The sequence below is a fragment of the Sphingomonas zeicaulis genome (genome assembly GCF_050433225.1).
Classification (GTDB): domain Bacteria; phylum Pseudomonadota; class Alphaproteobacteria; order Sphingomonadales; family Sphingomonadaceae; genus Sphingomonas_D; species Sphingomonas_D zeicaulis.
The window spans coordinates 50,556-70,082 of sequence record NZ_JBNPXQ010000006.1 but is presented as its reverse complement, the minus strand read 5'-3'; the positions used below and the strand labels follow the sequence as shown (position 1 = coordinate 70,082).

General features: G+C 67.2%; 19 protein-coding genes. 6 read left to right on the top strand and 13 right to left on the bottom strand.

Annotated elements, in window-relative coordinates:
• The first annotated feature begins 3 nt into the window (after window positions 1-3).
• Window positions 4-912 (top strand): TauD/TfdA dioxygenase family protein, encoded by a 909-nt coding sequence (locus FHS96_RS18905; RefSeq protein ID WP_429595164.1) that lies wholly within the window; start codon window positions 4-6, stop codon window positions 910-912.
• A 9-nt stretch (window positions 913-921) separates the two neighbouring features.
• Here FHS96_RS18905 and FHS96_RS18900 read toward each other — a convergent pair whose 3' ends face one another.
• The 5 genes from FHS96_RS18900 to FHS96_RS18880 all read right to left on the bottom strand — a co-directional run bounded on the left by FHS96_RS18900 (window position 922) and on the right by FHS96_RS18880 (window position 5,311).
• Complete coding sequence (locus FHS96_RS18900; protein ID WP_429595161.1) at window positions 922-1,731, bottom strand: enoyl-CoA hydratase/isomerase family protein; 810 nt, start codon at window positions 1,729-1,731, stop codon at window positions 922-924.
• Window positions 1,732-1,743: 12 nt separating this feature from the next.
• Window positions 1,744-2,613 (bottom strand): TauD/TfdA dioxygenase family protein, encoded by an 870-nt coding sequence (locus tag FHS96_RS18895; RefSeq protein WP_429595158.1) that lies wholly within the window; start codon window positions 2,611-2,613, stop codon window positions 1,744-1,746.
• An 89-nt stretch (window positions 2,614-2,702) separates the two neighbouring features.
• Entirely contained in the window at window positions 2,703-3,617 is a 915-nt protein-coding gene (locus FHS96_RS18890) for an acyl-CoA thioesterase (protein WP_429595155.1), read from the bottom strand.
• Window positions 3,617-4,579, bottom strand: a complete 963-nt coding sequence (locus tag FHS96_RS18885) for an SDR family NAD(P)-dependent oxidoreductase (RefSeq protein WP_429595152.1) — start codon at window positions 4,577-4,579, stop codon at window positions 3,617-3,619. Before FHS96_RS18885 ends, FHS96_RS18890 begins: the two co-directional genes overlap by 1 nt.
• A gap of 87 nt (window positions 4,580-4,666) precedes the next feature.
• Window positions 4,667-5,311, bottom strand: coding sequence for a TetR/AcrR family transcriptional regulator (locus FHS96_RS18880; RefSeq protein ID WP_429595149.1), 645 nt, complete (start codon window positions 5,309-5,311; stop codon window positions 4,667-4,669).
• 89 nt (window positions 5,312-5,400) lie between these two features.
• On the opposite strand from FHS96_RS18880, the gene FHS96_RS18875 reads away from it, so the two are divergent.
• Both FHS96_RS18875 and FHS96_RS18870 read left to right on the top strand, forming a co-directional pair.
• Window positions 5,401-7,146 (top strand): N-acyl-D-amino-acid deacylase family protein, encoded by a 1,746-nt coding sequence (locus tag FHS96_RS18875; RefSeq protein WP_429595146.1) that lies wholly within the window; start codon window positions 5,401-5,403, stop codon window positions 7,144-7,146.
• Between the two features lie 165 nt (window positions 7,147-7,311).
• The gene (locus FHS96_RS18870; RefSeq protein WP_429595143.1) at window positions 7,312-8,466 is read left to right on the top strand and encodes a Gfo/Idh/MocA family protein; all 1,155 of its coding nucleotides are present in this window, start codon (window positions 7,312-7,314) and stop codon (window positions 8,464-8,466) included.
• 48 nt (window positions 8,467-8,514) lie between these two features.
• Here FHS96_RS18870 and FHS96_RS18865 read toward each other — a convergent pair whose 3' ends face one another.
• On the bottom strand, window positions 8,515-9,504 hold the full coding sequence (locus FHS96_RS18865) for an alpha/beta hydrolase (RefSeq protein ID WP_429595140.1): 990 nt from the start codon (window positions 9,502-9,504) through the stop codon (window positions 8,515-8,517).
• Window positions 9,505-9,678: 174 nt separating this feature from the next.
• Here FHS96_RS18865 and FHS96_RS18860 point away from each other — a divergent pair, with 174 nt between their 5' ends.
• Window positions 9,679-10,872 (top strand): acetyl-CoA C-acetyltransferase, encoded by a 1,194-nt coding sequence (locus tag FHS96_RS18860; RefSeq protein ID WP_429595137.1) that lies wholly within the window; start codon window positions 9,679-9,681, stop codon window positions 10,870-10,872.
• A gap of 22 nt (window positions 10,873-10,894) precedes the next feature.
• Here FHS96_RS18860 and FHS96_RS18855 read toward each other — a convergent pair whose 3' ends face one another.
• The 4 genes from FHS96_RS18855 to FHS96_RS18840 are packed head-to-tail and all read right to left on the bottom strand — an operon-like array spanning window position 10,895 to window position 14,154.
• Window positions 10,895-11,662, bottom strand: coding sequence for an SDR family NAD(P)-dependent oxidoreductase (locus tag FHS96_RS18855; RefSeq protein WP_429595134.1), 768 nt, complete (start codon window positions 11,660-11,662; stop codon window positions 10,895-10,897).
• Window positions 11,659-12,222 (bottom strand): nuclear transport factor 2 family protein, encoded by a 564-nt coding sequence (locus FHS96_RS18850; RefSeq protein ID WP_429595131.1) that lies wholly within the window; start codon window positions 12,220-12,222, stop codon window positions 11,659-11,661. Before FHS96_RS18850 ends, FHS96_RS18855 begins: the two co-directional genes overlap by 4 nt.
• Window positions 12,219-13,349, bottom strand: a complete 1,131-nt coding sequence (locus FHS96_RS18845) for an NADH:flavin oxidoreductase (RefSeq protein WP_429595128.1) — start codon at window positions 13,347-13,349, stop codon at window positions 12,219-12,221. The genes FHS96_RS18850 and FHS96_RS18845 overlap by 4 nt, the downstream gene beginning before the upstream one ends.
• A 1-nt stretch (window position 13,350) precedes the next feature.
• Window positions 13,351-14,154 carry an enoyl-CoA hydratase/isomerase family protein gene (locus FHS96_RS18840; RefSeq protein ID WP_429595125.1) on the bottom strand — a complete coding sequence of 268 codons (804 nt, stop codon included), beginning with the start codon at window positions 14,152-14,154 and terminating at the stop codon, window positions 13,351-13,353.
• Between the two features lie 190 nt (window positions 14,155-14,344).
• On the opposite strand from FHS96_RS18840, the gene FHS96_RS18835 reads away from it, so the two are divergent.
• Window positions 14,345-15,574: a CaiB/BaiF CoA transferase family protein gene (locus tag FHS96_RS18835; RefSeq protein WP_429595123.1), complete on the top strand. Its 1,230-nt coding sequence runs from the start codon at window positions 14,345-14,347 to the stop codon at window positions 15,572-15,574.
• Here the strand turns inward: FHS96_RS18835 and FHS96_RS18830 are convergent.
• From FHS96_RS18830 to FHS96_RS18820, 3 genes are read right to left on the bottom strand one after another with little or no spacing between them, the layout of a single operon-like run.
• Entirely contained in the window at window positions 15,571-16,824 is a 1,254-nt protein-coding gene (locus FHS96_RS18830) for an MFS transporter (RefSeq protein ID WP_429595120.1), read from the bottom strand. The two genes, FHS96_RS18835 and FHS96_RS18830, sit on opposite strands and share 4 nt — an antisense overlap.
• Window positions 16,825-16,854: 30 nt before the next feature.
• Window positions 16,855-18,021 carry a sulfotransferase family protein gene (locus FHS96_RS18825; protein ID WP_429595117.1) on the bottom strand — a complete coding sequence of 389 codons (1,167 nt, stop codon included), beginning with the start codon at window positions 18,019-18,021 and terminating at the stop codon, window positions 16,855-16,857.
• Window positions 18,018-19,031 (bottom strand): alcohol dehydrogenase catalytic domain-containing protein, encoded by a 1,014-nt coding sequence (locus FHS96_RS18820; RefSeq protein ID WP_429595114.1) that lies wholly within the window; start codon window positions 19,029-19,031, stop codon window positions 18,018-18,020. The genes FHS96_RS18825 and FHS96_RS18820 overlap by 4 nt, the downstream gene beginning before the upstream one ends.
• A 170-nt stretch (window positions 19,032-19,201) precedes the next feature.
• Here FHS96_RS18820 and FHS96_RS18815 point away from each other — a divergent pair, with 170 nt between their 5' ends.
• On the top strand, window positions 19,202-19,525 hold the full coding sequence (locus FHS96_RS18815; RefSeq protein ID WP_429595111.1) for a 2Fe-2S iron-sulfur cluster-binding protein: 324 nt from the start codon (window positions 19,202-19,204) through the stop codon (window positions 19,523-19,525).
• The last annotated feature ends 2 nt before the right edge of the window (window positions 19,526-19,527 follow it).

Here is a 19,527-nt window from a genome sequence, read left to right as displayed (position 1 = left end):
GAAGTGAGCGGGATCGACCTCACGCGACCGCTCGATGATGCGACTGCGGCGGCTATCCGGGACATCTGGATCGAGGCGGGCCTGCTGCTGGTCCGCGATCCCTGCGCGGACGACGACGCCCAGATGCGCCTGAGCCGCGTGTTCGGCGACATGGAGCCCGCGGCGACTGCCGACATGAATGACCCGAAGAACCAATTCATGATGACGCTCGCCTATGATCCGGCCGATACAAAGCCCCGCTTCCAGGCCGATTACAGCTTCGGCGGACAGGATCGCGCCGGCTATATCCCCTGGCATTGGGATCAGTCCTTCATGCCGACGATCGTACGCGGCGCTGTGCTGCGCATGGAAAAGCCCGCGCAGACGATGGGGCGCACCGGCTTCATCGACGCAATCGAGGCCTATGAGCGGCTTTCCCCGAAGACGCAGGCGCGGATCGACGGCATGGACGTGGTCTATCACTTCGTCAGCGACTTCATGCAGTGCCGCTACGGCGTGCCAGCGGACCTGCGCGTCCTACCGCGGGAGCGGCCGTCGAGCGGCAAGAGCTACGACTTTCCGCCTGTCGTGCATCCGATGGTGATCACGCAGCGCGAGACCGGTCGCAAGGCGCTCAAAATTTCGCCGCTGCAGGCGCAATATATCCTGGGGCTGGACCGCGCGGAAAGCGACGCCCTGCTCGCCGAACTGGCCGCGCATCTGACGGACCCGCGCTACGCCTATTTCCACGAGTGGCAGCGCAACGACATGCTGGTCTGGGACAATTGGCGGATGATCCACACCGCGGAGGGCGTGCCGCTCGACTGCGCACGCAGTGCGCGGCGCACGACGATCATGGGCGACTATGAGGTGGGCCGCTACCTCGATCCCGCGCTCGACCGCAATCGCCAGGTGAAGCGGATCGTCGACTGACGCCGACGGTCAGCGTCCCGAAAACCGGGGCGGTCGCTTGGCCATGAAGGCGGCGGTCGCCTCGGCATAATCCTCCGTCATGGTTCCGAGGATCTGGGTGCGGTTCTCCGCCGCGACCGCGGCCTCGAACGAGCCGGCATCGAGATTTTCCCACATCAGCTTCTTTGTGTGGGCGATCGAATAGGGGCTGTTCGCCAGCACCAACCGGGCATAAGCGCGCGCGTCGGCGAGCAGGTCCGCCGGCGCGCTGATCGAGCGCACGAGCCCGATCCGTTCCGCCTCGTCCGCATCGATCGGCCGGCCGGTCAAAAGGATGTCGAACGCGCGCGAGGCGCCGATCAGCCGCGGCAGCAAATAGCTCAGGCCGCTTTCGCCGCCGGTCAGGCCGATGCGTACCGCAGCGACCAGGAAGCGCGCGGCGGGCGTCGCGATACGGATGTCGGCGCTGAGCGCGATCGCCATCCCCGCCCCGACCGCGGCGCCGTTCACTGCCGCGATCACGACCTGCGGCATCGCCCGGATGCGCGCGCCCATGCCGGCGAACTGCTCCTGCCAGTGCAGCTTTTCGATCACGCCGCTGCCACCCGAGCGGTTGCGTGCGTCGGACGCGGCAAGATCCTGCCCCGAACAGAAGCCGCGCCCGGCACCGGTGATGATGACCGCGCGGCATTGCGGATCAGCCGCAAGCACGTCGAACGCGGCGTTCAGCCGCGCGACGGTCTCACGCAGCAACGCGTTCAGACGGTCAGGCCGGTTCATCGTCACGACGCAGATGCCTGGTTCCGCACGATCAAGCAGGATGTCGTCGTCCTGTGTCATCGTCTTCTCCGCTCAGGCAGCGGCGCGTAACGCCGGCATGCCCTTCGTGCTGATGCGGTGGAGCAGCCGGCGCTTGCCTGGCTCGTTCGAATATTCGATGGGCGAGGCGCAGTGGACCGTGCCGAAATTGTCCCACAGCACGATGTCTCCGGTCCGAATCTTGTAGCTGATGCGGTGCTCGGGACGCACGATATGCTCGCGGAGGAAGCGGATGAGATCGGTCGCCTCATTCTCCTCGACGCCATGAATCGCGTAGGCGGTGCCCGAGGTGAAGATGGCCTTCCGCCCGGTGATGGGATGGCGCATCACCAGCGGGTGGTCCGGCGCATCGGTCGTGCGGCGCGGCCGATTGGGATCGGGCTGCGTCTCGCCCGCGATCCACGGCGCGCGGCCCAGTTCGTGGCTGGCAATCATGCCGTCGATGCGCTGACGGATCGCCTCCGGCAGGCTTTCATAGGCGGCGGACGTACTCGCGAAATGCGTTTCACCGCCCTCGTCCGGCGCCGCCTTGCCGTAGAGCATGGTGACAGCGCCCGGCTCGGTCTCGTAGCTGCTGTCGGAATGCCAGTGCACGGCGCCATCGCGCGTCACCGGCGGCGTCGCGGGATCGTTGTTGATGTGGATGATCTCGGGATGATCGGGATTGCGGTGCTCGGGAATGAAGAATTCGAGCGGACGACCGAAGAAGCGTCCGAACGCGACATAGTCTACGGCCGAAAGGCTCTGCCCCGGTATGACGACGACGCCGCGATCGAGCAGCAGATCGATCAGCGCGCGCATCGTTCCTGCCGACATGTCGCGCGATAGATCGAGACCGCGCACGACCGAGCCGATCGCGGGGGACATTTGCGTGCTCTCGAACGCCTGGGTGTCAGGGTTCATACCCACCTCTCCTGCATCGATGGTTTCGGCGCACTAGCCGCCAACGCGATCCGCCGCGCAAGGGCCGCCGCTCCGCGCGCGGCGAATGTTCACCTATCTGATGAGGGCGACAGGCGGCGCAGGAGGCATTCCTGCGCGCTAGACGCGACAAGCCGGCCGTGCCGGTCGAAGATCTGGCCGCGCGCGAAACCAAGCCCGTCGCCGGCAGCAGGGCTGATGGTATGATGGAGCAGCCAGTCTTCGCAGCGCACCGGCCGATGGAACCACAAGGCATGGTCGAGGCTGGAGATCAGCAGTTCCCGCCCGTTGGTGGGGAAGACATGCGGGATCGCCGACACGCCGCCGAGCCAATAATCGCTGGCATAGGCGAGCAAGCACTGCTGCAGTCGCGGTTCTGCGATCGCGGCGGCGCTGGGCAGGCGAAACCAGAAATCGCGCCTGCCCTCGCTGCGCTGCAGGAAATAGCGGTCGGGATCGACGGGACGCATCTCGATCGGCGTCGCGCCCTTGAAGTTGCGGATCGCCGACAGATCGATCCGCCCCTCGTTCTGCAGCACATAGGCTTGCAGCGGCATCACCGCCTCGGGCGGCGGGACATCGGGCATCGCCGCATGCTGATGCAGGAACCCCTCCTCAGCAGCATGGAACTGCGCCATCAGCGTGAACAGCGTGACGCCTGACTGTCGCGCCTCGACCATGCGGTTGGCAAAGCGGCGGCTGTCGCGCAGTGCGGTGACGTGATAGTCGACCGGCTGGTCGACCTGCCCCGCCGCCAGAAAATAGGCATGCAGCGACGTCGCTGGCATCTCCGCCACTGTGGCGGTCGCGGCGGCCAGGGACTGCGCGATCAGCCGCCCGCCGAAGATCGTGCCATTGTGATTGCTGCGGCCGCCGGTTGTGCGGAACGTGCCATCACCCCGCTCGACCAGCCGAAGGATGTCGGCGGCGATCTCGAGCGTGGCCAGAGGCTCGTGTTCGGAGCAGGGGGCGGCGCTTGCGTGCATCAGAGCCCGAGCGCCGCGCGAGCCTTCAGAACCGTATCCATCTCGTCGAGACCGCTCAGCGGCACGTCGTAGCGGCTGCGATCGTCGATCCGATCGATGTGCCGAAGGATATCGTCGCAATCGGGCGCGTCGGGACCGGGGCGGTACCAGCCCTCGGTGAGCCCCACGAACAGCCGCGAATATTTGCCGCCCAGCACGGAGTACATGGCCTGCGAGCGATCGCACTGGCGGCTCGCCATGTAGCAGGCGAGCGCGGCGACGAAGTCGGGCTGCATCCCCTCGACGAAGTGACGGGTCCGATCGCCGGCCGCCTTCAGGAAATCGATATCGGGCCGCTCCGACAGCGGCGTGCCGCCCAGCCGCCCGCCCTGCGCGTTGGGGAACAGCGTGTTGACGGCGATGCCAGCCGGCGCCTCCTGCGCGATGACGTTCATCAGGCCGATCAGCGCCGTCTTTGCCGACCCGTAATTGGCGCGGAACGGGTTGCCGAAGATGCCCGATTGCGAGCTTACCAGCACGATGCGCCCATAGCCCTGCCCCACCATCGCGCGATAGGCAGGCTGGCACACGTGGAAGGCGCCCTTGGCGTGCACGGCATAGACCGCCTCGATATCCTCTTCGCTCAATTCGCCAAACGCCCCGTTGCGCTGATTGCCGGCGTTGCTGATGACGATATCGACCCGGCCGAAGGCGGCGAGCGCGGTCTCTACGATCGCCTGTCCACCCGCTGCGGTCGCAACGCTGTCATAGCTGGCCACCGCGCGCGCGCCGGCCGCCCGCAACTCCGCGACGATCGCGTCGGCATAGCCGGTCGACGCCCCCTGCCCGGTCGGCGCGCCGCCCAGATCGTTCGCGACGATCGCCGCGCCCCGGCTGGCAAGCGCGCGGCAGAAGGCCGAACCAAGCGCACCACCCGCGCCCGTTACCACTGCCACCTGCCCGTTGAAGTCTATCCTGTCCATGTCACTTCCTGTTCGCGCCGATCATGGCGGCACCAACGGGACCGGCCAAGATCGGCCGCGGTCAATTCGGCCATGTGATGTGTTGGTTCAGGCGCCTCTCGGCTCGGTCGCCTTGAACAGCATGCGGGCGAGCGCCGCTTCCGCTTCGCCTTCGTCCGGCGCCACGCCCGGGAAGAACCAGTCACGGAACAGCACCGCCCCCCCCAGCAGGCCGAAGGCGTAGCGGACGATGAGCTCGGGTTGGATGTCGAACTGCCAGCCGGCCGCTTCATATTGCGATCGCATCCGGCTCACCGCGCGCGCGAAATAATCGTCGAGCCCATGCAGCGACGCTGGCTCCATCTCACCGCTCGACTTCACCAGCGCGAGCAGCAGATCGGCATGGTCGCGCAGAAACGGATAGAGCGTCTTCACGAAATGCGCATTGCGCTGCTCGCGGTCGGGCGGGAGCGTGTCGCTCGCCGCCAGGAACTCGCTGAAGCGGGTGTTGAACGGCTCGATCACGGCTTCGGCGAACAATGCCGCCTTGCTGCCGAAATTGTTGAAGATCAGCGGCTCGGCCACCTCGGCACGCGTCGCGATCAGCCGGGTCGTGGCTCCGGCATAGCCGCGCTCCGCAAACAGCGCGCGCGCCGCCTCCAGAATGAGCGCACGAATTTCCGCCGTTGTCCGGCGAATGCGGCGCTGGGCGGCGGGCGGCCGCCCTCCGCCGGAATCGGAAAGGCCCTGCATTCGACGTTTATCGTTGTTTTCGGCTGAAACACAAGATAAATAGCATTTACTATTTAGCGACCAATGAGTCGCCCATCGAGAGGATCGAGATGACCAGCAGTCTCCATGATGTCGTGATCCGCGGCGGCACGATCGTCGACGGCACGGGCGCCGTCCCCTATGTCGCCGACATCGGCCTGCGCGATGGCGTGATCGCCGAAATCGGCACGATCGAGACCGGGGGGCGGAACGAGATCGACGCCGCCGGCCTCACCGTGACGCCGGGCTTCGTCGACGTGCACACCCATTATGACGGCCAGATCACGTGGGAGAGCCGCATGGCCCCCTCGTCCAACCATGGCGTGACCACCGTCGTTATGGGCAATTGCGGCGTCGGCTTCGCGCCGGTCCGCCCCGGCGATCATCAACTGATGATCAAGCTGATGGAGGGCGTGGAGGACATTCCCGAAGTCGTGATGGCCGAAGGCGTGCCGTTCAACTGGGAAAGCTTTCCGGATTATCTCGATGCGCTGGCAGCCCGCGAAAGCGATGTCGATTTCGCGACGCAGATCCCGCACAGCCCCTTGCGCGTCTTCGTGATGGGCGAGCGCGGCGCCAATCTCGAGCCCGCGACGCTGGAGGATCTGGTAGAAATGCGCCGCCATGTCCGCGAGGCGGTGCAGGCCGGTGCGCTGGGAGTCGCGAGTTCGCGCAACCTGTTCCACCGGTTCCGGTCCGGCGCGCTGGCCCCGTCGGTCACCACCGATCTCGACGAGGTGCTGGCATTGGCCGAAGGGCTGAAGGATGCGGGCGCGGGCGTGTTCCAGTGCAATCCCAACCTCGACAATGATGCCCGGACCGAACTGGATATTTTTCGAGCGATCGCGGAGCAGACCGGCGTGCCGGTCACCTTCAGCCTGATCTGGATGGCTTCCAATCCGGAGAACTGGGGCCGTTATGTGGACGGGGTGCGCCAAGCGAAATCGGATGGCCTGGACATACGCTGCCAGTTCATGCCGCGTCCGATGGGTGTGCTCTACGGCCTCGACCTGAGTTTCCATCCCTTCTCGCTCAATCCCAGCTACCGCGCGATCGCGAAGCTCCCACTCGCCGAGAAGGTCGCCCGGATGCGCGACCCTGAACTGCGCGCGAGACTGATCGCGGAAGAGCCGGACGATCCGAACCCGGCCTTCGTCGGCCTCCTGCGACTGATCACCGCGCTCTATCGCCTGACCGATCCGGCAGATTATAATTTCGCCCCGGAAGACAGTATCCAGGCACAGGCGGAGCGCGACGGCGTCGCCCCCCGCGAAGCGATCTACGACGCGCTGCTGGAGGATGAAGGCCGTGCCATCCTCTGCTCCTATTCGTCGAGCGTCACCGATTATCTCGATCGCTCGCGCGACCTCATCGGCGAGGACAACAGCATCATTGCTCTGGGTGACGGCGGCGCGCATTACGGCATGATCTGCGACGCGGCCTACACGACCTACATGCTGACTGGGCGCATGCGGCGCGACGGGTTGGCGCTGCCGACTGTGATCAAGGCGTTGACAAGCCAGCCGGCCAATTCGGTGGGCCTGCGCGACCGCGGAGTGATCGGCGTCGGCTACAAGGCGGACATCAACGTCCTCGATCTCGAGAATATGCTGCTCTATCGACCGCAGGTGAAAGCGGACCTGCCCGCCGGCGGCAAGCGCCTGTCGCAGCGCTCGAAAGGCTATGTCGCAACGATCGTCAGCGGCAAGATCACCTATCGCAACGGCGAAGCGACGGGCGAACTGCCCGGGCGGCTGGTCCGCGGCGTACGTGGCGTGCCCGGCGCGCCCGCGCGGGTGGAACACGCGCTGGCCTGAGGGCCGGCATGGGGCCGACCGACCCGAGTGCCCCCCTGCGCCGGCCCCGTCACGCCCACCTGGCGATGCGGCGCATATCACAGGGCTGATCCTTTCCAGCCCTAGTGAACGCGCAGGGCTGTGCTGGTTTACTGCGTCAGGCGATCGTGCGGGAGAAGGATGGGCATGGCGGACACGCTCAAGGTCGGTATCATCAGCGCCAACTGGAGCCTGAAGGTCCATGGCGCTGCCTGGCGGCGGATCGACGGCGTCGAGGTCGCGGCGATCTGTACTTCCCGCCAGGAAACCGCCGAGCGGGCCGCACGCGACTTTGGGATCGCCAAGGCCTATTGGAACCATGCGGAGATGTCGGCCGATCCCGAGCTTCACATCATCGACGTCGGCACCCGGCCTTCGTTCCGGTTCCCGATGGTGATGGCTGCGCTGGCGAACGGCAAGCATGTCTATGATGCGCTGCCCTTCGCCGTCAGCCTCGCCGATGCCGAAGCGATGCGTGATGCCCAGACCGCGGCGGGCGTGGTCGGCACCGTCGATGCGCAATTCCGCTGGTCGCCACCGGCGCAGCAGATGAAACGCATGGTGGAGGACGGATTCCTCGGCCGGCCACTCGGATTCAACGTCCAGCTGATGCTGCCGCTCGTCGAGCATGAGGGCAAACCCTATGCCTACAGCGCCTATTCCGAGCACACCGATCCCTATTACTGGCTCGCCGAGAAGAGCAGCGGCGGCAGCGCATGGCGCAATTTCGCGACACATTCGCTGCTGTTCCTCACCCACTTGCTTGGCCCCGTGGCGGAAGCGACGGGCATGCTGACCACCGGCGTGCCCGAATGGTTCCTGCCCAATGGCGAGGTGCTGCGGCCGGAGACGCACGACCTGGGCAGCGCCGTACTGCGCCTGGAGAATGGTGCGATCGGCAGCCTCCAGGCCGGCTGGTGCGTGCCGGACACCGAGGGGTGGCGCGTCGAGATCTGGGGCGAGAAGGGCCGGCTGCTGCTGGTCGACAACAGCTTCGGCAACCTCATGTCCGCCAAGCTGTTCGCCGGCGACGCCCGCCTGCTGACCTATGGCGCGCGGACCTGCGCAGAGGTGGCGATCGACCCCGCCTTCTACGCGGTGCCCGGGACCATCGGCGGCGAGAGCGGCCCCCGCGATTTCGTGGCGATGGACTGGATGTTCTCCAACATGGTCCAGGCGATCCGCGACGGCAGCGAGGGGTCCCCGAGCTTCACCGAAGCGGCGGCGGTGCACCGCGTCGTCGAGGCGGTGGAACGCGCCAGCCAGGAACGATGCTGGTTCCGGATGGACGCGTTCGAATAAGCGGGTGAGCCGCGGCACGCGAGCGCCACGACGCGCGCGCTGCTGCCCTCATCCTGCGCGCGACACCATCCGCGACCAGTCATGCAGCCGCTGCCACAGCAGCGCTCGCGTAGACGCGAAATTGTGCATATGCGCCATGGTCGGCACGATGAAGACACTTACGTCGCGCGACGCCCCATATGCCGCGGCCTCCGCATGCGGATCGGGACAGGTGTCGCGCTCGCCATTGGCGATCAGCACCGGCACGGTGATCCGTGCGGCATCGTCAGCGAAGGCGCCCGGCAGCATCATCTGCACCGCGCAATGCGGGATGGTGAGGCTTCCGAACGCCGGCGACGTCTGGCGGATCGGATAGCCGCCCTTCATATCCTCATGCAGGATGTCCGCCGGCACATCCTCCCAATGGAAGGCGTAGAGATAGTCCACGCCCTCATGGTCGGCCTCGAGATGGCTCGTCACCCGGCCATCGGCGACCGCGTCGAATCGCGCCTTGCCCCGCTCGAACTGGTCGGACTGCCGCTGCGGCAAAGCGGTGTGGATGGCACTGACGCCGCAGGGGGCGACGGCGTCGAAGGTCGCGAAGCGCCCCTGGGCAAGCAGGGTGACGCCGCCGCCCATCGATTGACCCATGCCCACAACAAAGAGCGACGGCAGGGCGGGAAAATCCTCAGCCATGCTGCCGGCGCGCAGCGCCCCGGCGATCTGCCGCACGCTCTCATCATGCGTCGCCGCAAGCGTCTGGAAGTCGATCAGCGACAAGTCGGGAATCGTGCTTTCCCCGACGCCGACATGGTCGATGGTCACATGGATGATGCCACGCGCCGCATGCCATTCGGCTTCGTCATAGCCTTCATGCCCCTCGAAACGCATTTCGAAGTAGCGCCGCGAATAGCCGCCGCCCGGGCAGGCGAAAATGGCTATCGGTCGATCGGGCAGCGCCGCTGGATCGGGCAGATGGACGGAGACTGCCAGTTCCACGCGCGCGCCCAGCTGCGGCGCAGCCGCGGTGACATCGATCCGTCGCTCGATCCTGCGCATTCCAATCACGCTCCCTTCATCGACCAGGGCAGGACGATAGCCGGTATCCAAGGCGCGTCGAACCGCTGCGCCGCACCATCAGCACCGTGATGGTTCATCCTGCTTCCTGCCAATCGAAGCGCGCGTGCCTATAGGCTGCCCCCCTGTCATCCTTGCCATCGGGGGCTCTCATCCATGCGCACCGCCTATATCGTCTCGCCCGTCCGCACGCCCGTCGGCAAATATCTCGGCGCGCTGGCGGAGGTTCCGGCAGAGCGGCTGGCCGAGGCGGTGATCCGGGCCGTCGTCGCGCGCAGCGGCGTCGATCCGGCGGCGATCGACGACGTCGTCCTGGCCCAGAGCTATGCCAATGGCGAGGCGCCGAGCATCGGACGGTGGGCGGCACTCGCCGCCGACCTGCCGCTCACGGTTCCCGGCATGCAACTCGACCGGCGTTGCGCGGGCGGGCTGACCGCCGTGGCGATGGCCGCCGCCATGGTCCAGGGGGGCATGGCCGATGTCATCGTCGCGGGCGGTGCCGAGAGCATGAGCAATGTCGAATATTACACCACGGGCATGCGCAAGGGCATGCGCGCGGGGAACAGCACGCTCTACGACCGGCTCGACCGCCAGCGCGAACGCTCGCAGCCGGAGGAGCGTTTCGGCCGAATCTCGGGCATGATCGAGACGGCAGAGAATGTCGCGCGCGACTATGGGATCGCCCGCGCCGATGCCGATGGCTATGCGGCGCGCAGCCATCAGCGCGCGGCCGCCGCATGGGCGGCCGGCAGGTTCGCCGACGAACTGGTCCCCGTCACCGTCAAGACCCGCAAGGGCGAGGTGGTGGTGGGCCGCGACGAGGGCATTCGCGCCGAGGCCACGGCCGAAAGCATGGCGACGCTCCGGCCGATCCTGAAGGAAGGCGTGGTGACCGCCGGCAATGCCAGCCAGCAGAACGACGCTGCGGCCGCCTGCCTCGTCGTATCCGAGGAGCGGCTGAAGGATCTCGGCCTGACGCCGATGGCACGGTTCGTGGGCTATGCGGTCGCGGGCTGCCATCCCGGCGTCATGGGCATCGGCCCGGTGCCGGCGGTGGAGAAGCTGTTCCACCAGACCGGGCTCGGCTGGAACCAGATCGACCTGGTCGAACTGAACGAGGCCTTCGCGGCGCAGGTGCTGGGTGTGCTCAAGGGCTGGGACTGGAACGATGCCGAGGCGCTCAACGTCAATGGCGGCGGCATTTCGCTCGGCCACCCGATTGCGGCGACCGGTGCGCGCATCCTCGCCTCGATGCTGCACGAGATGCAGCGCCGCGGCGCGCGCTACGGCCTCGAGACGATGTGCGTCGGTGGCGGCCAGGGCGCAGCGGCGATCTTCGAGCGCGCGTGACCGCCCTTCGCGGCCGCGCCGTTCAGCTGCCGTGCGCGCGGCCGCCCGACACTTCGATGCCGCGGCCGGTGATCATCGCCGATTCGTCGCTCGAGAGAAACAGCACCGCCGCTGCGATCTCGCGCGGATCCACCGCCCGGTGGATCATCTGGTTCTCGGCCGCGATTTCCGCCTGCTGCTCCGCCGTGAACATGTCGGTGATGAGCGGCGTCGCGGTGAGGCCGGGCAGCACGCTGTTCACCCGGATCCCGTCGGCGGCATAGGCGCAGCTCGCATAGTGGCTGAGATGCACCACCCCCGCCTTCGCCGCGGAATAGGACGGCGGCGACGATGGCGTATAGAGCCGCGCCGCCATTGACGCCGTGTTGACGATGGTGCCCCCGCCATTCGCCTTCATCACCGGGATCTCATGCTTCATCGCCAGGAACACGCTGGTCAGCGAGATCGTTACCGTCCAGTTCCAGTCCTCCAGGCTCATATTTTCAAGCGTACCGAACCGCGACATGCCGATATTGTTGAAGGCATGCCGCACCGGGCCATGCGCGGCGCACGCAGCCGCGATCGCGGCGCGCACCGCATCCTCGTCGGTCGCGTCGGTCGGCACGAACAGCGCTGTGCCGCCCTGCGCCAGGATCGCGTCGCGGACCGCCTCACCCCTGCCCGCGTCGAGCTCGGCCAGCGTGACGTGCGCGCCATCCTGCGCGAAGGCTTGCGCGGTCGCCGCGCCGATGCCAGATCCCGCACCGGTCACGATCACCGACCGACCCTCGAAACGCCCCCTGCCCGTCATTCGCATTCTCCCGTCGGCATATCCGTCAGCGCGGCCAGCCGGTCCTTGTCTTCCGCCGCCCAGAACGGATCCCAGCTCTCGAAAGCCTGCGGCAGGCTTGGCGGGTCGTCATGCGCGGCCCATCCGGTGAAGGGTGCCGCCGGCCGTTCCTGCCAGTCAGCGGCGTACCAGTGCTTCTCGCGCCGGCGCACGAAGTACCAGTCGCCGTCTCGCCGCTCATAGGTGTCGAAATAGGCGATCGCCATGACCACCCATTTGCCGGCATCCTCATGCTCGGCCCGGCAGTAGACGACGCCATGGGCGTGATCGGGATCGTCGAATTCAACGCGATGGCCGCAGATCTGGTGGATCGATCGGTAGAAGGTCCGCACCGCCGTCTCGATGATCGATTTCAGCACGATGCGGCCGCTGCCGCGCCGGCCACAATTCACGTCCGGCACGAACAGATCGACCCACGCGTCGAGGTCGCGGCCATCCACCGCCAGCGCGTAGCGGATGGGAAGCTGCTGGATCGCCGCCAGCGACTCCATCCGGTCGATCCGCGCCGCGAGATCGCTCACGCCAAGCGCTCCAGATTGGCAGGGTCGAAGGGCAGGAAGGGCTCGTCACGCTGTGCCTTGCCGAACCAGTCGGGGTCGTTGAGGATCGCGCGCCCGACCGCCACCAGGTCGAACTCGCCCCTTTCGAACCGCGCGATCAGCAGCGGCAGATTGTTCACCGACTGCTGGCTGTCGTCGATATGCTTCGCGCTCCCCCTCGCTTTGGCGAGCGCGACGCCGCCCACCGTCATCGACGCCTTGCCGGTCAGCGCCTTTGCCCAGCCGGCGAGGTTGAGCGGCGATCCTTCGAAGATCGGCGTATCGAAGAAGCGCTGGCTGGCGTCGAACAAATCGACGCCGGCATCGGCGAGCGGCCCCAGCAGCGCGCCGAGCGCGTCGGGCGTGTCCGCCAGCACCGCGCGATAGTCCTGCATCTTGAACTGCGAGAAGCGCAGCACGATCGGCAGCGCCTCGCCCACCTCGGCACGAATCGCCCTGACCACCGCCGCGCCGAACGCCGCGCGCTCGCCCCAGCGATCTTCGCGGCGATTGGTATAGGCCCACAGGAAGCTGTCGATCAGATAGCCGTGCGCGCCGTGGATGGCGATGCCGTCCGCGCCGAGCGCCACAGCGTTGCGCGCAGCGAGCGCATAGGCGCCGATGATGTCGGCGACATCCTCGTCGGTCATCGCCGGCACGGGCGCCAGGCTTTGCGCGCGTCCGTCCTCCCGGAACGAGATAGTGCCGTCGGCAGGCCCCCAGATGCCCGATGGCCGCATCGGATTGCCGGTGCCCGTGCCGGCATATTCGACGTTCCACATCGGTCCCTGATGCCAGAGCTGGGGGATGATCCGCCCGCCAGCGTCATGGACCGCCTCGATCACGCCCTTCCAGCCGGCGAGCGCTTCGACACCGTCGATGCGCGGGATGTCGGGATGATCGGCCGCCGCATAATGCGGCAGCGCCACGCCTTCGGTCAGGATCGCCCCCAGCCCGGTCTCGGCGCGGCGCGCATAATAGCGCGCCACTTCGGCGGTCGGCACGCCCAGCGGCGAGCGATAGCGGGTCATCGGCGCCATCAGCACGCGGTTCGGCAGCGTCAGCCCGCGCAGCGTGAAGGGCTGGAGCAGCGGGTCGATCAGGCTCATCTCATTCCCCGATGAAGACGGGCTTGCGCTTCTCGATGAAGGCCGTGCGCTTCTCGGCGCTGTCGCGCGTCGACTGGCTCATGTAGATCGCCCTATTCTCCATCTCGATCGCCGCTTCCATGCTGGGCGCATCGGCGTTGAACTGCAGCGAGCGCTTGGTGACCGCGATGCCGATCGGGCTGTTCGCCATCACTGTCTCGGCGAGCTTCAGCGCCTCGTCCATCAACGCAGCATCCTCCACGCAGCGCAGGATGAGGCCGATCCGCTCCGCCTCTTCCGCCATCACCGGCCGGCCGGTCAGCATCAGCTCGGCGGCGCGCTGCAGGCCGACCAGGCGCGGCAGCAGATAGGAAAAGCCCATCTCGTGCCCAGTGCCGGCGTTGTGGAAGGCGTTGACGAACTTGGCCGAACGCGCGGCGATGGTCATGTCGGCGGCGATCGCGATCGGATAGCCGGCCCCCGCCGCGGCGCCGTTGACCGCGCAGATCACCGGCTGCGGCAGCGCCCGCATCAGCAGCGGGATCTGCCCGAGCTTGGCCATCACGCGCTGCTGATATTGCGCCTTGCCGAGCCCCTTGGCCACCCAGTCAGGCTCGCCAGCGCCGCGGATGTCGTGCCCCGCGCAAAATGCCCGCCCCGCGCCGGTCAGCACCACCACCCGCACGTCATGATCGTAACGGACGTCCTCGAGATGGTCGATCAGTTCCCCGTACATCGCGAAGGTCAGGGAATTGAGCGCATCCGGCCGGTTCAGGGTCAGCCGGCAGACACCATCCACCGGCATGTCGCGCATGATGTCGCCCATGAGGCTCTCCATCCTTCTCGTTCTGCATGTGGCACGGGATGTGGACCATGGCGGCGCGATTTGCGAGCGCGGGACGACGGCTGCCGCCCAGCCCCCGGGGCATATCATGGTTGTGAAGGGGCCCGCGTACGGCTTTGTCATCCCTGCGCGCGGTGGCAAGGGAACAGGCTGTCTCCAGTGAAGGTGAGCCATGAGCAGACTGCCCCTCGAAAAGATCCGCGTCCTCGATCTCACGCGTGTTCTTGCCGGGCCGTTCGGATCGCAGGTTCTGGCCGACATGGGCGCGGACGTCATCAAGATCGAGCGACCGGTGGTCGGCGACGACGCCCGTATCTTCGGAGAGCCCTATCTGCGCGATGCCGACGGCAACCGCACGCGCGAGAATGCCTTCTACATGTCGGTCAATCGCAACAAGCGCTCGGTGGCGCTCAACATCGCCAGCGAACAGGGACAGGCGCTGATCCGGGAACTGGTCAAGTCGTGCGACGTCGTAATGGAGAACTACAAGGTCGGCGACCTCAAGCGCTATGGGCTGGACTATGAAAGCCTGAAAGCGATCCACCCCGGGATCATCTATTGTTCGGTGACGGGCTATGGCCAGGATGGACCGCTGGCGACCAAGCCGGGCTATGACGCCGTGTTCCAGGGCGAATGCGGCCTGATGAGCGTCACCGGCGTGCCGGACGGCAAGCCCGGCGCGGGGCCGATGAAGGTGGGCCCCAGCATCATCGACCTGTTCACCGGCCTCAATGTGGCGAACGCCGTGCTCGCCGCACTCTATCATCGCGACGCCGCCGGCGGCGAAGGACAGTATATCGACATCGCGCTGCTCGACTGCGGCGTCTCCGCGCTCTCGCACTACGCCCAGATCTATCTGACCTCGGGCGAGACCCCGGTGCGGCGCGGCACGCAGGGCAATGGCGGCATGCCCACCAGCATGTTCCCGTGCAGCGATGGCGCGATCATGATCACCTCGGGCAATGACAAGCAATATGACACGCTCTGCGAGGTCGTCGGCCATCCCGAGCTGAAGGACGATCCGCGCTTCTACACCAATGTCGAACGGGTGAAGAACCGCGACGAGATCACCGAGGTGTTCAACGCGATCTTCGTGACCGACACCGTCGACAACTGGCTGGAGAAGCTGGGCGCGGCCGGCATACCCAGCGGGCCGATCAACGATCTGGAGCAGGTGTTCGCCTATCCGCAATCGGTGCATCGCGGGCTGCGCGTGCGCGCGCCCCATCCGCTCAAGCCCGACCTCGACGTCATCCGCAGCCCGCTCAACTTCTCGGCAACGCCGATCACCGACTATCGCGCGCCGCCGATGCTGGGCGAGCACACCCGCGCAGTGCTCGTCGACGATCTCGGGCTCGACGATGCGGCGCTGGCGAAGCTGGCGGAAGCGGGCGTGATCTAGGCCGCGGCCGGTGCGGCGGCCTGCGTGGGCCGCTGCCGCCAGAACAAGGTCCCGGCGAACGCGACGCCCAGGATGGCGGCATAGAGCAGCCAGGCCCAGCCATAATCGCCGGTGCGGTCGTAGGTCCATCCGGCGAGGATGGGGAAGATCATGCTGATCGGCGCCCACATCACGCGCGACCAGCCAAGCGCCCGGCCGAAGCTCGGCAGGCCGACGGTCGCGGCCAATGACGCGCCCCATACCGGCAGGATTGCGCCGAGCCCGACGCCGAAGATCGCGACCGCGGCGAGCATCTGGCCATAGGCGGTCGCGGTCGCCAACACCAAGCAGCCGAGCATCCCGCAGCCGATACCGGCCTGCAGGGCAAGCCTGAAGCCGACGCGGTCGATCACGAAGCCGAACAGGGCCTTGCCGCACATCGCCGTGATCGCCAGCGCCGAGATCAGATAGCTGCCCTCTGCCGTCCCCAGGCCTCGCGCCTTGGCGAAGGTGACCAGCGAGACCATCAGGCCGGTATTGGCGCCTGTCACCGCGCCGCAACCGATGCTGATGATCCAGAATGCGGGCAGCGAGAGAAGCGCGGACAGGCTCATCGGCTTGTGCGCGACGCCCGCCGGCGCGGCGACGCGCTCGGCCTGCGGCATGCTGGCCGGCAGGCGCGCCAGCCACCAGATCGGCGGCAGGATCGCGAGCAGCATCAGCGCGTAGACGACGAAGGTGTGCCGCCAGCCGATCGTGCCGATCAGCGCGTCCGTGACCGGCGGGAAGATCATCCCCGCGGTCGAGGTGCCGATCAGCGACAGCCCAAGCGCCAGGCCCCGGCGACGCCCGAACCAGTGTGCGAGGATATAGTTGGTAACGACGGTGCCGATGCAGATGTCGGCCAGCGCCACCAAGGTGCCGAACAGGATCACCACCGGCCAGATCCCGTCGGCGAGGCTGATGAGATAGAAGCCCAGCGCGGTGCCGACGATGCCGAAGGCGGCCAACCAGCGGATCGGCAGCCGGTCCGCCATCATGCCGACAGGCGCGGCGCCGATGTTGCCGACGATCCCCACCACCGTGAAGCCGATGTTGATGACCGACCGCGACGCGCCGAATTCCTGCCCGAACGCGACGGCATAATTGCCATAGGCGTAGTAGACCGGGCCCGCGCCCATGAACAGCATGGCGAAGCAGGCGGCGACTACCAGCCAAGCCCGCGCCATGCTCGCCGCGGGCGCGCCGCTCCGAGGCGCCTGTTCCGTCATCCCTTGTTTCATCGCTCGTCCGCTTCCCGATCAGACATAGCCGCGCCTTACGCGATAATCGGCGAAGCGCGCCTCGAGCCCTTCGCGGGTCAGCCCGAAATCCTCCGGCCTGTGCTTGGGGCCGGTGCTCGGACGATGCGGATGGGCATCCAGCCACGCGGACATCGCCGCCTCGGTCTCGGGCGCCAGGACAAGGTCGAGCTGGTCGTAGATTGCGCGGATCGTCGCCATCTGGTCGCGGGTGAAATCCTTGAACTCGACGTCGATGAAGCGCGCGTCGCTGGTTGCGCGCACGGCTTCGGCGCGCGCCAGCGCCTGCGCCCAGATATCCGCCTCGCGCCGGCCGACATCCTCGGGCCGTGCCCTGTCGCCGCAGAAGGCGCGGCGCGCGGCGTAGATCAGGTTGCTGACCGAGGGCGTGGTCGCGACGGGGTCCCGATGCGTCTGGATCACCGTCGCGTCGGGGAAGACGGTGAGCACCTCCTGCAGCGAGAAGAGATCGGTCGGATTCTTCAGCAGCCAGCGCCGCGCGTCACCGGCGCCGATCAGCCGCAGCACGTCGGCCAGCCAACGGTAGCTCGCGGTATCGTCGCGGTTGCGATACCACGCATCATAGCACGGCACGTGCCACATCGACGGCCACATGTTGCTGGCGAAGCTGGATCCCAGGATGAACAGCGACTCCTCGATCCCCTCCGCCGTCATCATGTGATCGTCGGCCATTTCCGGCGCGCCGGCGATATAGGCGTCAAGCGTCGCCTTCTCGGTGAGATAGGCCGGGATCTGCTCCCAGGTCTCACGCGGCGGGCGCGGCATGGGGTAGACAGTCAGCCAATGCTCGGGACCCTGGAATTGCGGGTCGAGCGACAGCAGGAGATGCAGCGCGGTGGTGCCGGAACGCACCAGCCCTGCGATGATGATGGGTTCACGGATCGGCGCGGCGAGCAGTTCGGGCCGGTCCTTCAGTCCCTGCACCGCCATCGCGCGGGTATCGAGCGACTGGCCGATGCGCCAGGCACTCGTCTGCACGCTAACCGGATCGAGATCGAGCGCGCGGATATCCTCCAGCAGCAGGTCCAGCCCCTCGCGAAAGCCGGGATCGCCGAAATCGGAAAGCCCCGTGCGCGCTCGCGACGCGGCCAGCATCGCCTCGGGCGTCAGCACATCCTCGCTCCTCACCGCCTCCCGCATGGTCATCGCGCGCTCCATGGATCGACATGCACCTTGGTCTCGCTGGCACCGGCGCGCAGCGCCTCCAGCACATCGGGCAGCGCGTCGAGGCCGATGGTGCGCGACACCATCAGACGCGGCTCGACATGGCCGGCCTCGAGCGTGTCCGCACAATGCTGGAACTCGCGCAGGTCGTAGGCGAAGGAGAACCTCACCGTCACCTGCTTCCAGGTGGCGAGCGACGGTACGATCTGATCGGGCGCGGTGCAGAAGCCCAGCGAGACGATGGTGCCGCCCGGCGCGACGAGTTCGACCGACTTGTGCATCATGCCCACCGCGCCGACACATTCGAGCACGATGTCCGGCATGCCGCCCAGCGCGGTCGCCGCCCGTTCCCCCTCGCCCTCGCCCAGCGGCTCGAACGCGCTGGCGCCCATCCGCTGCGCGAGGTCGGCGCGGCGGGACGAGCGCGACATGGCGACGATCCGCCCCGCCCCCAGCAGCCGCGCCCAATAGATCGCGGCCAGCCCGATCGATCCGGCACCGAGCACAAGCACGCGGTCGCCCGGCTGCATCTGCGCCAGCCGCGCGCCGCGCAGGCCCACCGCCAGCGGTTCCACCAACGCGCCATCGGCCGCGGACAATGTCTCCGGCAGAACGACCGCACTGTCGGCGGCGATCCGCATATATTCGCCGAAGCCGCCGACCATGCCCTGCATCTGCGCGCAGGCCATGGGATAGCCCGACGTGCAGGGCGGACAGTGCCCGCAGCCTGCAACGGGCATGGCAGTGACGATTTGCCCCGGCCTCAGTCGCTCGACACCCCGGCCCAGCGCGACAACCTCACCGCAATATTCATGGCCGATGACGCTGCCCGTCGGCGCGTCGTTGCCATGGCCCGAGGTCATGTGCAGGTCGGTACCGCAGATGCCGCAGCGATGGACGCGGATGACCGCCTCGCCAACGCCCGGCGTCGGGTCGTCCAGCGTTTCGACGGCCAGCGGCGTACCCGCGCCCCTGAAAACTGCTGCCCTCATCCCTCTCTCCCGATTTCCGTCGGCGCGTTCTGCGGCTCTCGCATCGAAGCTGCACGGGAGCGCGCGGCCCTCGCAAGGAAGCGGGTGAAGGCATCGCAACCTTGATGTTCGGCTGCTTGCCATCCCCGCCGTGTCACGCCATTTGGCGCCCCTTCCCACCGGAGATCCGCATGCCCCGTGTCACCTTCGTTTCGCCGGACGGCCTCGAGCGCACGGTCGAGGGCGATATCGGCCAATCGGTCATGGAGACTGCCCGCAAGAACGGGGTGGACGGAATCGTCGGCGAGTGCGGCGGCTGTTGCGCCTGTGCGACCTGCCATGTCTATGTCGATGCGGCATGGGGCGAGCGCGTCGGGCCGCCCTCGCCGGACGAGGACGACATGCTCGACTTCACCTTCGACCGGCAGGCGGACTCGCGCCTCTCCTGCCAGATCCGCTTGCGCCCCGACCTGGACGGCCTGACGGTGCGGACTCCGGCCCGACAGACGGCCTGACG